Source organism: Lysobacter oculi, from assembly GCF_003293695.1.
GTDB lineage: Bacteria > Pseudomonadota > Gammaproteobacteria > Xanthomonadales > Xanthomonadaceae > Solilutibacter > Solilutibacter oculi.
On sequence record NZ_CP029556.1, the window covers coordinates 1,320,566 to 1,335,063 of the forward strand.

Here is a 14,498-nt window from a genome sequence, read left to right on the forward strand (position 1 = left end):
GGCATCAAGCAGCGAATGAACCCGAACTATCTCGATTTCGAGCAACCCATCGCCGACCTGGAAGCCAAGATCCAGGAGCTGCGCCAGGCCAGCGACGGCCAGGCCGTCAACATCGACACCGAGGTCCGCGCCCTGCAGGACAAGCTGCGCCAGCGTACGGCGCACATCTTCCGCGATCTGTCGCCGTGGCAGGTCTCGCAGATGTCGCGGCACCCGGCGCGGCCCTACACCAACGACTACATCAAGATCATGACCAGCGAGTTCCAGGAACTCGCCGGCGACCGCGCGTATTCCAACGACGCCGCCATCGTCGGCGGGCTGGGCCGCATCGACGGCCGCAGCGTGATGATCATCGGCCACCAGAAGGGCCGCGACACCAAGACCAAGGTGCGCCGCAACTTCGGCATGCCGCGGCCCGAGGGCTACCGCAAGGCGCTGCGCCTGATGAAGATGGCCGAGCGCTTCAAGCTGCCGATCATCACCTTCATCGACACGCCCGGCGCCTACCCCGGCATCGGCGCCGAGGAACGCGGCCAGAGCGAGGCCATCGCCCGCAACCTGCTGGAAATGGCCGAGCTGCGCGTGCCGATCATCTGCAACGTGGTGGGCGAAGGCGGTTCCGGCGGCGCGCTGGCGATCGGCGTGGGCGACGTGACCAACATCCTCGAATACGCCACCTATTCGGTGATCTCGCCGGAAGGATGCGCGTCGATCCTGTGGAAGGACGCCGCCAAGGCCAAGGATGCCGCCGAGCAGATGGGCATCACCGCCAAGCGGCTGAAGTCGCTCGGGCTGGTCGACAAGGTGGTGCGCGAGCCGATCGGCGGCGCCCATCGCAACCCGCTGCAGATGGGCAAGCGGCTCAAGGCCGTGATCCTCAACGAGCTGGACGCGCTGGAAAAGCTGCCGGTCGCGCAGCTGATCGACCAGCGTTACGCGCGCCTGCGCGGCTACGGCGCCTACGCCTGACCGCGACGCGATGACCCGCGACGCCACCGCAGCCGTGTCGCGCGCGGTGGCCGCCGGACCCGACGGCGAAGCCCCCGGAACGATCCTCGCCGGCTGCAGCGGCGGGCTGGATTCCACCGTCCTGCTGCATGCGCTGGCCCAGGCGCATCCCGGCCGCGTGCGTGCCGTCCACGTCCACCACGGCCTGCATGCGGATGCGGATGCGTGGGCGTCCCGGTGCGAGGCGTTCTGCGCATCGCTGCGGGTGCCGTTGCAGGTGATCCGGGTGACGGTGGTGGATGTCGATGCCGGCCCGGAAGCCGCCGCGCGTGCCGCCCGCCACCGCGCCTTCCTCGATGCGATGCAACCCGGCGACTGGCTGGCGCTGGCCCATCACCGCGATGACCAGGCCGAGACCTTCCTGCTGCGCGCGCTGCGCGGCGCCGGGCCGGATGGGTTGGCCTCGATGCGGCCACTGCGGCCGTTCGGGCCGGGCCTGATGTGGCGGCCGCTGCTGGACCTGCCGCGCGCCGACCTGCTGGCCTACGCGCAGGCGTCCGACCTGCGCTGGATCGAAGACCCGTCCAACGCGTCATCGGACTTCGACCGCAACTTCCTGCGCAACACGGTGATGCCGCTGCTGCAGCAACGCTGGCCGCAGGCGGACGCCATGTTCGCGCAGTCGGCCCGCATGAACCGGCAGGCCCGCACCCTGCTCGATGCCGAAGACGAAGCCGCCCTCGCCCGCCTGCGCCACGGCCTGCCCGTCGATGAACTCGACGCCGATGCCCTGCGCGTCCTGCCCCCGGAGCGGCGCGCCCGCGTGCTGCGGCGGTGGATGCGCCAACTCGGATTGCCGCCGTTGCCGGCAGCCGCACTCACGCGCATCGAAGACGAGGTGCTGCAGGCCCGCGCCGATGCCGAACCGCGCGTCGAATGGGCCGGCGCCTGCATCGAAGGCTGGAAGCACCGGCTGCGGGCGGGCGCATCATCGCCCGCGCTTCCGCCGGACTGGCAGGCGGTCTGGGATGGCCGTGCGCCGCTGTCGCTGCCCGAAGGCAGCGTCCTCAGCCTCGAAGGCAGCGCAGGTTTCGACACGCCTCTGCAGGTCCGCGCACGAATGGGCGGCGAGCGCATCGACCTGCCGCATCGCACGCACTCGCACGCACTGAAACATGTGCTGCAGGACGCGTGGATGCCGCCGTGGATCCGCCGCCGGTTGCCGCTGCTGGTGGATGCGGACAGCGGGCAGCTCATCGCCGCCGGCACGATGCTCTCGCGCCATTTCGCCGGCCGCGCGCAGGCGCCGGATGCCCGGCTGCATTGGCATCTGGCGTAAACTCGGCCCATGGCACGCAAGACTCCCGACAAGGACGCGACGGCCTCGCCGGTCGCCGATTTCGAGCACTCCCTGGACGCGCTCGAGCAGCTGGTGGACCGCATGGAAACCGGCGAACTGTCGCTGGAGGAATCGCTGGCCGCCTACGAACGCGGCGTCGGGCTGTACCGCCGCTGCCAGACCGCGCTGGAACAGGCCGAGCTGCGCGTGCGCCTGCTCTCCGACCCGCAGGACCCGTCCAGCGCCGAACCCTTCGACGACGCCGATGCCTGACCGCGACACAGTGACCGCGCGCCTCGCCGCTTGGCAGGCGCGCATCGAAGCCGCGCTCGACCGCGTGCTGCCTTCGCCCGACACCGAACCCGCCCGCCTGCACGCCGCGATGCGCCACGCCGCGCTCAACGGCGGCAAGCGCATCCGCCCGGCGCTGGTGTACGCGACCGGCGTGGCATTCGGGCTGGAGGATGCGGCGCTCGACGACGCCGCGCTCGCCGTCGAGCTGGTCCACTGCTACTCGCTGGTCCACGACGACCTGCCGGCGATGGACGACGACGACCTGCGCCGCGGCCAGCCCACCGTGCACATCGCCTTCGACGAGGCCACCGCGATCCTGGCCGGTGATGCGCTGCAGACGCTCGCCTTCGCGCGCATCGCCGACGCGCCGCTGGGTGACGCCACCCGCGTCGCCCTGCTGCGCGAACTGGCGCAGGCCTCCGGCGCGGCCGGCATGTGCGGCGGCCAGGCACTCGACATCGACGCCACCGGCCGCCGCATCGACATCACCCGACTCGAACGCCTGCACGCGATGAAAACCGGGGCGCTGCTGCGTGCCTCGGTGCGGATGGGCGCGATCGCCGCCGGCGCCGGCGAGGCCGAACGCATCGCGCTGGACCGCTATGCCGACGCGCTCGGGCTGGCCTTCCAGATCCGTGACGACCTGCTCGACATCGAAGGCGACAGCGCCACGCTCGGCAAGACCGCCGGCAAGGACATCGCGCAGGACAAGGCGACCTTCCCGGCATTGATCGGCGTGGAGGCCTCGCGCGCGCGGCTGGCCACGCTCGCCGGCACCATGCACGACGCGCTGGCCGCATTGCCCGGCGACACCGATGCGCTGGCGGCACTCGCACGCCGGGTCATCGAACGCGAAAACTGAGCCGCCACCGGCTTTCCATCGCCCATGAAAAAGCGCGACAGCCGAAGCTGCCGCGCCCGTTTTCAACCACGCTTACTTGAGCAGGCGGATGGTCAGCGGATAGCGGTAGGGCTGGCCGTCGTAAGCCTTGATCGCGGCGATGATGGTGAAGATCAGCCAGGCCAGGCCCAGGATGATCCATATCGGCAACGCCACCAGGATGCCGATGCCGAGGGTGAACACGACCAGCAGGATCGAGGCGACCGCGTACAGGAACATGCTCAGGTTGAAGTTGAAGGCTTCCTTGGCGTGCTCGGCGGCGAAGGCCGAACGGTCACGCACCAGGAACCACACGACCAGCGCGGCGGCGGCACCGGCGATGCCGGCGAACCAACTGGTCAGCAAGGCGGCCAGCAACGCGCCGACATGGGCACCGGCGGCCCAGAGGCGGTCGTCCTGACTCACTGCGGAGGGCGCCGGAGGCGGCAGGGTGTCGTCAATCGTCATGCGAGGGCTCCCGATGGGTTCCCTTTCAATATCGGGACGCAGGCGCCGCATCGCAAGTGAACTGAAGTCATGCCGCGCTGGAACGAAAATGCCCGGCAGGTTTCCCGGCCGGGCATCGCATTCACGCCGTTGCGGTCAGTTGATCACGCGCAGCGCGAAGGGATAGCGGTAGGCCACGCCCTCGTTGGCTTTCAGGCCGGCCAGGATGCACAGCACCAGGTTGGCGATCATGATCACCGGGATCAGCAGCAGGCCGATCAGGATCACCGACAGCGCGCTGGCGACGATGTAGGCGATGGTCACGGTGATCTGGAAGTTCAGCGCCTCTTTCGCCTGGTCGTTGACGAAGGCCTTCTCCGGCTTGTCCTTGTTGATCAGCCAGATGACCAGCGGGCCGATGAAGGCGGTGAGGATGCCGAGCAGGTGCGCGAGCATCGCCATGGTGCGGTCGTCGGACGACACGGCGGAGGAGGTTTCGAAGGGTTGGTTCATGGGTGCAGGGTCCATTTGCGTTGGGGGAAATCCGCCGCCGACTTTAACGTGCGGCGACGACATCCACCATCCACATGCCCCTGGATGGCGCGCCGGTCAACTGCCGGCGACGGTCATCTGGCCGACCAGGATGGAACCGGTGCGGATGTGCGAACGCGGGTCGATGTCGCCGCCGACGGCCTCGATCGCGCCGAACATCGTGCGCAGGTTGCCGGCGATGGTGATGCCGTCCACCGGATAGGCGATCTCGCCGTTCTCGACCATGAAGCCCGCCGCGCCGCGCGAATAATCGCCGGTGATCAGGTTGGTGCCCTGCCCCATCAATTCGGTGACCAGCAACGCGCGCGACTGGCCGCGCAGCAGCGCATCGAGACCGGGCGCATTGGCCGTGACTTCGAGGTTGTGGACGCCGCCCGCGTTCGCCGTGCTGGCGAGGCCGAGCTTGCGCGCCGAGTAGCTGCCGAGCACGTAACGCTGGACGATGCCGCCTTCGACCAGATGCGAGCGCCGCGTCGCCACGCCTTCGGCATCGAACGCGGCGGAGCGGAAGCCGCGCGGCAGGAACGGGTTTTCCTCGATGCCGAACCAGTCCGGAAACACCGGCTGCCCCACCGAATCGCAGAGGAAGCTGGCACGCCGGTACAACGCACCGCCGCTCACCGCCGACACGTAGTGGCCGATCAGGCTGCGCGCGACTTCGGCGCTGAAGATGACCGGCATCGTGGTCGTGGCGACGCTGCGCGGATCGAGCCGCGACAGCGCGCGCTCGGCGGCGCGGCGCCCGACCGAAGCGGCATCTTCCACCCCGTCCAGCGCCAGGGCCGTGCTGTACCAGCCGTCGCGCTGCATGGCCTCGCCTTCGCCGGCGATCAACGCGCAGCCGAGCGTGTAGTGGCTGTCGCGCTCATGGCCGACGAAGCCGTGCGAGTTGGCATAGACGCCGAGCGACTGCCCGCTGCCGAACGAGGCGCCATCGCTGTTGCCGATGCGCGCGTCCACCGCGCGGCCGGCGCCTTCGCAGGCGAGCGCACGGCTCACGGCTTCGTCCGCGCTGACTTCGGCGGGATGCCAGGTATCGAATTCGCGCAGGTCGGTCGCCATCAACGCCGCATCGGCGAGGCCGGCGGCTTCGTCTTCCTCGGTGTGCCGGGCGATGGCGCAGGCCTGGGCGACGGTCGCCGCCAGGCTTTCATCGCGCACGTCGCCGGTGCTGGCAGTGCCCTTGCGCTGGCCGAAATACACGGTGACGCCGATGCCGCGATCCTGGTTGGATTCGACGGTTTCGACTTCGCCCATCCGCACGCCGACGTTGAGTCCGCGGGATTCCGAGCAGCTCACCTCGGCCTGGCTGGCGCCTTGGGCGCGGGCGAGTTCGAGCAGGCGCCGCGCGGTGTCTTCGAGCGTGGCGATGCGCGCGAGGCTGTCGTCGTGGGCAAGGGCGTGGGCGGGCATGGCTTATCCTGTGACGGTTTTCTGGAATGGGTGGATGACGATGCGCGGACGCGACGAGGACAGCGGCGAGTTCCTTTCGGCCAGCCGCAGCGAGCAACGGCGCGCGGCACTGGACGTGCTGGCGCTGGCGCATGTGCTGGTGGACAAGAGCGAGGCCGAGCTCGGCAAGCTGCCGATCGACGACGCGCTGCGCGCGCATGTGCGCGATGCCGCCCGCATCACTTCGCCGATCGCGCGGAAGCGTGCGGTGGCTTTCCTCGCCAAGCAGATGCGCAAGGAAGACGACGATGCGCTCGACGCGATCCGCGACGCACTGGACGCCAACAGCGAGGGCTCGCGCAGGCAGGTGGCGTTGATGCACCGCGCGGAAACCTGGCGCACGCGGCTCATCGAGGGCGGCGACGATGCGCTAGCCGCCTTCATCGACGAAAACCCCGGCGCGGACCGCCAGCGCCTGCGCCAGCTGGCACGCAACGCGCAGGAAGAGGCGAAGCGGAACAAGCCGCCACGCGCGTTCCGCGAGCTGTATCGCGAGATATTGGCGGCGGCGAAGGGCGTGTCGTCCGTGGACGACCAGATGGCGTTCGATGACGATGCCGGGGATGAGGGTGAGGAGGCGTAGGTCGCCAGTCCTCGTTGCCACCGCGTCTGGCAACGCTCAGGCATCGCAAGTAAAAGGTTCGGGAGTAGGCCTGATGCGTTGAGCACGCCATGGGTGAGGACGGGATGCTTACGCGGCATGCCGCGTATCCCGGCCGAACGCCCGACGCGCTGCGTCGGGCCGGACTCGCGAAGCGAGGCGGGCGCCCGCTCGTCGGAGCAGGACGCGTAGCCCGAGCGGCAACGCATCAGGCCTGCTTTCGGACCGGAAGCGGAGCCCGCATCCTGTGCTATCAACGACATTGAAACAGGCCCTTCGTTTCCGGTCAGACAGCTGCCCCTATATGTCGTCGCGCGGGCTGCGCGTCCTGCTCCGACGCGCGAACGTGCACCATCCTTGGTGCACTCGACATATAGGGGCAGCCGCCTGACCTGCATTCCGGTTGCGTCGTTTTCAACGGTTCCAAGATCGGGCATCGAACCCAGCCTCAAGCCTGCGTCCCGCCCACCGTCATCTCGCTGATCTTGAGCGAGGGCTGGCCCACGCCGACCGGCACCGACTGCCCGTCCTTGCCGCATACGCCCACACCATCGTCCAGCGCCAGATCGTGGCCGATCATCGTCACCCGCTGCATCGTCTCCGGGCCGTTGCCGATCAGCGTCGCGCCCTTCACCGGCGCGGTCACCTTGCCGTCTTCGATCAGATACGCCTCGGTCGCCGAGAACACGTACTTGCCGCTGGTGATGTCCACCTGCCCGCCGCCGAAGTTCACCGCGTACAGCCCGCGCTTGACGCTGCGGATCATGTCTTCCGGTTCGTCCTGCCCGGCCAGCATGTAGGTGTTGGTCATGCGCGGCATCACCAGATGCGCATAAGACTCGCGGCGGCCGTTGCCGGTCGGCGCCATCCCCATCAGGCGCGCGTTGAGCGTGTCCTGCATGTAGCCGGTCAGCACGCCGTCCTCGATCAACGTCGTGGACTGCGTCGGCGTGCCCTCGTCATCGCAATTGAGCGAACCGCGGCGGCCGGCGAGCGTGGCGTCATCGACGATCGTCACGCCGGGTGATGCCACGCGCTGGCCCATGCGCCCCGCGTAAGTGGACGTGCCCTTGCGGTTGAAATCGCCTTCCAGCCCGTGGCCGACGGCCTCGTGCAGCAGCACGCCGGTCCAGCCGTTGCCGAGCACCACCGGCATCACGCCGGCCGGCGCATCGATGGATTCCAGGTTCACCAACGCCTGCCGCAGCGCCTCGCGCGCGAACTTCTCCGGTTGCCCATCGCCCAGCAACTGTTCGTACGAATAGCGGCCACCGAAACCGGCATAGCCCGATTCGCGCCGGCCGTTCTGCTCCACGATCACCTGCACGTTCATCCGCACCAGCGGGCGCACGTCGGCGGCGAGCACGCCGTCGCTGCGGGCGACGAGCACGGTGTCGATGGCGGCCGACAGGCTCACCATCACCTGCTGCACGCGCGGGTCCAGGCTGCGCAGCAGCGCATCGACGCGGCGCAAGGCTTCCACCTTCGCCTCGTTGCCGAGCGCGTCGATGGGATCGTCGGCGCGATACAGCAACCGCGCATCGCGGCGGGCCAAGGCCTGTGCCGATGACGCGCCGCCATCCCGCGCGATGGCACGGGCGGAACCGGCGGCGGCCAGCAGCGCGGCGGCATCGATCTCGCCGGAATACGCGAAGCCGGTCTTCTCGCCACTGATCGCGCGCACGCCGACGCCCTGTTCGATGGCATGCGCGCCGTCCTTGACGATGCCGTCTTCCATCGACCAGCTCTCGCGCCGCGAATGCTGGAAGTACAGGTCGCCGAAATCCGCGCCGCTGGCGAGCAGCGTGGAGAAGGTGCGTTCGATGTCGGATGTCGACAGGCCCGCCGGCGCCAGCAGGCGCGATTCGGCGATGGCGAAGTTCTGGCTCATGCGTGCGTTCTCATTGCGATGGTGTCGATCCGGCGTGCGGTTTCGCCATCACTTCGACCTTTGGATTGTCCCACGGGCCCGTCACCCGATAGGTCTTGGCGCCGACCGCGCTCAGCGGCTTCTTCAACACCGCATTGGCGACCGCGCCGACCGCCGCGCCCACCGGTCCGCCCGCGAGTGCGCCGGCAACGGTGAGCAGGTTGCCGGTGCGCGGCTTGACCTCGATGGTCTGGTCGAAGCGCTGCGTCACCATGTTGGCGCTGCCGCTGATGCCGATCTGCGCGGCCGGTCCTTCGATGGTGAAGCCTTCGCTGCGCGCCAGCCCGTCACCGAACGCGAGCTTGCCTTCGATGCGGTCGAAGGCGAACCCCTTGTCGAAGAGGTCGCGGAAATCCAGCGTCAGGCGCTGCGGCAGGCGCGCCACGCTGAGCAGGCCGAGCAGCCGGCCGGCGCCGGGTTCGAGTTCGACCAGCTGGCCGTCCTTCGCCTTCACCCGCAGCTCGCCGTCGAGATCCGCGAGCGCGAATCCGGACGGTGCGCCCGGCCACGCCAGCGACGCGGCGACATCGCCCTGCCCCTTCTTGATCTGCCCGCCCAGCCCCAGCTTGCCGGCCAGCGCACCGAAGTCCTGGCTGTGCACCTGGGCATCCATGCGCGTGCGGGCCGACGCGCCGCGCCCGGTCCAGGTGCCCTGCACGTCGATCGCCTGCTTGGGCGCACGCAGCGCCAGCGTCTGCACCTGCATGCCCGAGGCGATGGGCCGCGTGCGCAAGGTCAAGGTGCCGAGCGCGTTGCCGTTCACCCGCATGTCCTGCACGGTGATGTCGAGCGGCGGGACTTTCGACGGGTCGATGTCGTCGCCCGGATCATCCGTGGCGGCGCGCGTCCCCGCTGCCGGCTTGCCGACCGCGAACGCGGCGCGCGCGAAGCGGCCGGTCACCGTGGCGCCGTCCGCGCTGGGGATGTCGAGGCTGCCACTGATGCCGCTGCCCTCCACCTGCACGCGATGGCCGTTGGCCACCGGCGAGAACTGCAGGCGCGCATCGGCGTAACGCTGCCCGAGCAGCAGCAGGCGCGCGGCCTGCACATCGATGCGCACCGGGCTGATGCCGCCGCCACCGCCCGCGCTGCCCGAAGCGAAGCCCGCCCAGGCCAAGGCATCCACATCGCCCGCGCGGCCTTCGACGATCAAACCCTGCGCAGGCGGCGGGCCGGCCACGCGCGTCGCGCCCAGCTGTGCGCGGATGCCGGTGCGCCCGCCGCGCGACTGCGCCCGCAACGCAAGACGACGCCCCATCACCACCTCGATCTCGCCACCATCCGCCGGCAGCGGGATGCGCACTTCGGTCGCCAGCGCTTCGCCCGCCGGCTTGCCCAGCGGCGCCGGCAGGGTGATCGCGGTGCCGACCAGATTCGATTGCAACGCCACGCGGCTCGGCTTGGCGTTGGCCGCGTCGCTGCCTTCGGGCAGGGCCACCGCGACCGTCCATTCGGATCGGCCGCGCAGCCACGGCTTGAGCCAGGCCATGTCGGGCGCACGCGCCAGCAACGCGTCGCTGGTGAGGGTGGCGGCCAGATCGGCTTCGAAGGCGTTGCCGCGCTCGCGCACATGCGGCGCACCCGCGCGCAGGCTGAGCCGGCCGGGCTGGCCTTCATGCATCACCGCAAGCCGGTCGGCGCTGAAACCGTGGCCGTCGTAGACGGCGCGCCCGCGCACTTCGCGGAAGGCGAGCTTGAGTTCGCGTTCGGTGAGCGTGGCGCCCTGCAGGTCCACGCTGCCGGCGATCCGCTGTGGCGGCGCATCGTGATGGAAGGGCAGGAACATCGAGAAGGTGACGCCTGCCGGCCCGCTCGCGCCGAGACGCTCGAAGGTGCTGCCGAGCGTCTTCTCCAACGGACTGGCCCGCAGCAGGCCGAGCAGCTGGGCGGCATCGCCATGGCCGCTGGCCCCGATCGCCAATCCGCCCTTGCCGAAGTCGGGGATCTCGGCCTTCACCGCATCCACCTTTACCCCGGCCAGTTCGCCACTGCCCTGCACGGTCATGCCGGGGCCGATGAAGGCCGCATGCAGTTTCGCGGACTGGATCACCGGCCAATCCGGCTGGAAGCGCAGCTGGCCGTTGTCGATGTCGGCGTGCGCCTCGAAACGCCCGTTGTTCTGCTTGAACGGCCAGTCGTCCAGATCGCCGCTGACCAGCGCGCGCGTGTTGCGGACCTTGCCGCCGACCAGCGCCATGTCCAGCCACTGGATGGCCGAGGGCGGCATCAGGTGGTGGATCCAGAACTTCTTCGCGACTGCGACGTCGGCCTCGTCGATATCGGTGCCGATGTCGATCCACGGCCGGGTGCCGTCGTTCTGGAACCACATGCCGCCACGGGCATGCGCGCGATAGCCCGCGCCGTCGATGCGCAGGTCGCCGGTGCCGACGCGCACGCCGGCGCCTTCGCGCCACAGCGCCACGTTGCCGGTGGCCTGGATGGGATGCGCCACGCCGAAGCCGCGCGGCCAGTCGAACACCATCCTCGCCTTCGGGTCGAACTGCAGCGACAGGCCGTCGCCATCGCCCAGCACCTCGCCCGACACGCCGCGCAGGCCGGGCGCATCGCCCACCGGCGCGAAGCCCAGTTGCTGCGCCTTGGCGGAGAGCATGCGCAGCTGGCCGCCGCTGCCTTCCGCCTCGACATCGGCCAGCACGCCCTGCGGCCTGGCGCGGCCCATCCAGTGGCGCAGGCCGGTCGGCAGGCGGTCGCTGAGGTCGAGCACCTGCAGCATCGGGCCAAGAGAAAGATGCCCGGCGCGCGCGGCCCAGCGCTGGCCTTCGCGACGCACGCGGATGCCGTCCATGCGGGTGTCGATGCCGGCCTGCGTCCAGCCCAGCGTCGGCGCCTGCAACGACCAGCCCGATTCACTGCGCGCGAACCGGCTCTTCTGCTGCAGGCGGTCGAAGCGCACCTCGGCCGTGGCACCGGGCGCGGGCGCCACCGGCTGCAGCACCACGTTCCGCAGGTCACCGATGCTGGTCACCGACGCCACCCGGTGCCCCTTCAATTCCAGCCACGTCTGCGCGCGGCCCTGCCCCGCCACCAGCATCACGCCCTGCCAGCGCAGCAGGTTGGACCAGCCGGCCAGGTCGAGTCGGCGCGCACCGGCATAGGCGCGGCCGTCACCGCGCTTGCGGTCGATGTCGAGGCTGGCGAGCAACGGCGTCCTGCCGTTGGCCGGCCACGCACGCACGCCAGCGCGAACACGCGGCCCGCTCACCTGCACGCGCAGGTCGATGCGCGGCACTTCGACATCGATGCCACTGGCCGGCGACAGCACCCGCAGCCGCCCGCCGATCACCTGCAACTCGCCAAAGCCTTCCAGCGTCTCCAGCGGATCGCGGCCGCTCGATTGCCCTGGCAGCCCGCGCACATGCCATTCGCCGGTCGCGCCGCGTTCCAGCGTCAGCGCCAGCCCGTGCAGGCGCAGTTCGGTGAAGCGGCGCCCGGGCAGCCAGCCGGCATACGGCGTCACCAGCACTTCGGCCTGGCCCATCGGGATCGCGTCCGCCCCGGGGCCGATGCGCAGGTCGCTCAGGCCCAGCAGCGGGCCGCGCCGCGTCCATTCCGCGCGCAGCGAGGAAAAGCGCACCGGCTGGTTCGCCTTCGCCGACAGCCAGCGCGACACCGCCTGCGGATTCGCCTCCACCCAGCGCAGGCCCTGCGTGGCCACGCCGACCGCGATCGCCAGCATCAGCACCAGCAGCGCGAACCCGTACCACGCGGATTTTCCGGCCACGCGAAGGCCGCGACGCAACGGCGTCGGCATCAACCGGCCCCGTGCTTACAGCAGGACCACATCGTATTGCTCCTGCTGGTATTGCTCGTCGGCCTGGAAGCGGATCGATTTGCCGAGGAATTCCTCCAGCTCCGCCACCGCCGCCGATTCCTCCTCGGTGATGCGGTTGACCACGCCGGGCGAAGCGATCACCAGCAGGCGTTCGGCCTCGAACTGGCGCACCGCGCGGGTGATTTCGCGGAAGATTTCGTAGGTCACGGTCTCGGCGGTCTTCACCGTGCCGCGCCCGCCGCATTCGCCACAGGCTTCCGACAGCTGCCGCTCCAGGCTTTCCACCGTGCGCTTGCGCGTCATCTCCACCAGGCCCAGCGGCGAGAAGTCGTACACCGTGGTCTTGGCGTGGTCCTTGGCCAGCGACTTCTCCAGCGTGCGCAGCACCTGCCGGCGATGCTCCACGTCGTGCATGTCGATGAAGTCGATGATGATGATGCCGCCCAGGTTGCGCAGCCGCAGCTGGCGCGCCACCGACTGCGCGGCTTCCAGATTGGTGCGGAAGACGGTTTCCTCCAGCGTGCGCTGGCCGAGGAAACTGCCGGTGTTCACATCGACCGTGGTCATCGCCTCGGTCTGGTCGATGACCAGGTAGCCACCCGATTTCAGTGGCACTTCCTTCTGCAGCGCGCGCTGGATCTCGTCCTCCACGCCGTACAGGTCGAAGATCGGGCGCTGGCCGGCGTAGTGCTCGATCTTCTCCGCCAGCCCACCGTCATCCACATCGGTCAGGCCCGGCATGTATTGCGATGCGAACGCGCGCAGCTTCTCGAAGGTCTCGCGCGAATCCACCCGCACCTTCTCCACGTCGCGGCGGATCAGGTCGCGCACCGCGCGTAGCGGCAGGCTCAGGTCCTCATAGACGCATTCGCCCACCTTCGACTCGCGTGAGCGGCGCTCGATCAGCGCCCACACGCGGCTCAGGTAGGCGATGTCCTCGGCCAGCGCCTCGGACGGCTGGCCTTCCGCATTGGTGCGGACGATGTAGCCGGCGGCGGACGGCATCGACAACTCGCCCACCAGTGATTTGAGCCGCGTGCGCTCGGCATCGTCTTCGATGCGCGCCGACACGCCGACCACGCGCGACTGCGGCAGCAGCACGAGATAGCGAGAAGGGATGCTCACCTGCGTCGTCAACCGCGCGCCCTTGCTGCCGATCGGGTCCTTCAGCACCTGCACCACGATGTCCTGCCCTTCGCGCAGCAGCTCGGTGATCGGGCGCGCCTGCGTCGGCACCGGCGGCTCTTCCAGATGCTGGTCGTCGCTGCCCACCGCCGCGTTCGGGCGATGGATGTCATTGGCGTGCAGGAAGGCCGCGCGGTCCAGCCCGATGTCGATGAAGGCGGCCTGCATCCCCGGCATCACCCGCTGCACGCGGCCCTTGTAGAGGTTGCCGACCACGCCGCGCTGCCCGCCGCGCTCGATGTGCAGCTCCTGCAGCATGCCGTTCTCGACCACCGCGACGCGGGTCTCGCGCGGGGTCACGTTGACCAGGATCTCCTCGCTCATGCCGGCTGCCCGAAGCCGCGCAACAGGGCGGCCGTCTCGAACAGGGGAAGCCCCATCACCCCGGAATGACTGCCGGAAAGATGGGCGATGAAGGCCTGGGCCGCGCCCTGGATGGCGTAGGCGCCGGCCTTGCCCTGCCACTCGCCGGTGGCGAGGTAGCGCGCGATGCGGTCCTCGTCCAGCGTGTCGAAGCTGACTTCGGAAACCGAGATCGCGTGGCGTTCGTCGCCGGCGGAGACCAGCCAGACCACTGTCGCCACGGTATGCGTGCGGCCCGAAAGTTTGCGCAGCATGCGTGCGGCGTCTTCGGCATCGGCGGGCTTGCCGAAGACTTCATCGTCCAGGATCACCTCGGTGTCCGCCGCCAGCACCAGCGCGTTCGGCACCGCGACCACGCGCAGCAGGCCGGCACCGGCCTTTTCGCGGGCCACGCGCGACACGTAGTCCAGCGCGGGCTCGTCGGCGCCACGCTGCTCGGGCACGTCGAGATCGAGGATGCCGAATTCCAGCCCCAGTCGGGCCAGCAGTTCGGAACGGCGGGGGGAACGCGAGGCGAGATGCAGCATCCTGGCAGGATAACCCGGCAAACCTGCATGGAATGGCCCATCCGGGACGCGCGCGATGAACCTTCGGCAACCGCTCCGCGCGCCGCAACCCCACCCCGTGTCACGACCCGTTAACCGCCGGGAAGACACCCTTTCCGCAACCACAGGAGTTCACCCGTGACCCGCAACCGACTTTCCCTTCGTACCC

The 14,498-nt window shown here is 69.6% G+C and carries 12 protein-coding genes; 5 read left to right on the forward strand and 7 right to left on the reverse strand.

What is annotated here, in order from left to right; translation table 11 throughout:
- The first annotated feature begins 15 nt into the window (after nt 1-15).
- From DCD74_RS06410 to ispA, 4 genes are read left to right on the forward strand one after another with little or no spacing between them, the layout of a single operon-like run.
- Nucleotides 16-969, forward strand: a complete 954-nt coding sequence (locus tag DCD74_RS06410) for an acetyl-CoA carboxylase carboxyltransferase subunit alpha (protein ID WP_112926585.1) — start codon at nt 16-18, stop codon at nt 967-969.
- 10 nt (nt 970-979) lie between these two features.
- Nucleotides 980-2,287 (forward strand): tRNA lysidine(34) synthetase TilS, encoded by a 1,308-nt coding sequence (gene tilS / locus DCD74_RS06415; RefSeq protein WP_112926586.1) that lies wholly within the window; start codon nt 980-982, stop codon nt 2,285-2,287.
- A gap of 9 nt (nt 2,288-2,296) precedes the next feature.
- The gene (locus DCD74_RS06420; RefSeq protein ID WP_112926587.1) at nt 2,297-2,560 is read left to right on the forward strand and encodes an exodeoxyribonuclease VII small subunit; all 264 of its coding nucleotides are present in this window, start codon (nt 2,297-2,299) and stop codon (nt 2,558-2,560) included.
- On the forward strand, nt 2,553-3,443 hold the full coding sequence (gene ispA, locus DCD74_RS06425) for a (2E,6E)-farnesyl diphosphate synthase (RefSeq protein ID WP_112926588.1): 891 nt from the start codon (nt 2,553-2,555) through the stop codon (nt 3,441-3,443). Before DCD74_RS06420 ends, ispA begins: the two co-directional genes overlap by 8 nt.
- 72 nt (nt 3,444-3,515) lie before the next feature.
- Here ispA and DCD74_RS06430 read toward each other — a convergent pair whose 3' ends face one another.
- The 3 genes from DCD74_RS06430 to pmbA all read right to left on the reverse strand — a co-directional run bounded on the left by DCD74_RS06430 (nt 3,516) and on the right by pmbA (nt 5,873).
- Nucleotides 3,516-3,929 (reverse strand): DUF4870 domain-containing protein, encoded by a 414-nt coding sequence (locus tag DCD74_RS06430; RefSeq protein WP_162615922.1) that lies wholly within the window; start codon nt 3,927-3,929, stop codon nt 3,516-3,518.
- Nucleotides 3,930-4,064: 135 nt separating this feature from the next.
- Nucleotides 4,065-4,421, reverse strand: coding sequence for a DUF4870 domain-containing protein (locus tag DCD74_RS06435; RefSeq protein WP_237049549.1), 357 nt, complete (start codon nt 4,419-4,421; stop codon nt 4,065-4,067).
- A gap of 96 nt (nt 4,422-4,517) precedes the next feature.
- The gene (pmbA, locus tag DCD74_RS06440) at nt 4,518-5,873 is read right to left on the reverse strand and encodes a metalloprotease PmbA (protein ID WP_112926590.1); all 1,356 of its coding nucleotides are present in this window, start codon (nt 5,871-5,873) and stop codon (nt 4,518-4,520) included.
- Between the two features lie 40 nt (nt 5,874-5,913).
- On the opposite strand from pmbA, the gene yjgA reads away from it, so the two are divergent.
- Nucleotides 5,914-6,495 (forward strand): ribosome biogenesis factor YjgA, encoded by a 582-nt coding sequence (yjgA, locus tag DCD74_RS06445; protein ID WP_112927706.1) that lies wholly within the window; start codon nt 5,914-5,916, stop codon nt 6,493-6,495.
- A gap of 466 nt (nt 6,496-6,961) precedes the next feature.
- Here the strand turns inward: yjgA and tldD are convergent, their stop codons facing one another.
- From tldD to DCD74_RS06465, 4 genes are read right to left on the reverse strand one after another with little or no spacing between them, the layout of a single operon-like run.
- Nucleotides 6,962-8,404 carry a metalloprotease TldD gene (gene tldD / locus DCD74_RS06450; RefSeq protein WP_112926591.1) on the reverse strand — a complete coding sequence of 481 codons (1,443 nt, stop codon included), beginning with the start codon at nt 8,402-8,404 and terminating at the stop codon, nt 6,962-6,964.
- Nucleotides 8,405-8,414: 10 nt separating this feature from the next.
- Entirely contained in the window at nt 8,415-12,215 is a 3,801-nt protein-coding gene (locus tag DCD74_RS06455; RefSeq protein ID WP_112926592.1) for a YhdP family protein, read from the reverse strand.
- Nucleotides 12,216-12,230: 15 nt separating this feature from the next.
- A complete protein-coding gene (rng, locus tag DCD74_RS06460; RefSeq protein ID WP_112926593.1) occupies nt 12,231-13,745 on the reverse strand; it encodes a ribonuclease G in 1,515 nt (504 codons plus the stop codon).
- On the reverse strand, nt 13,742-14,311 hold the full coding sequence (locus tag DCD74_RS06465) for a Maf family protein (protein WP_112926594.1): 570 nt from the start codon (nt 14,309-14,311) through the stop codon (nt 13,742-13,744). The genes rng and DCD74_RS06465 overlap by 4 nt, the downstream gene beginning before the upstream one ends.
- Nucleotides 14,312-14,498 lie beyond the last annotated feature (187 nt).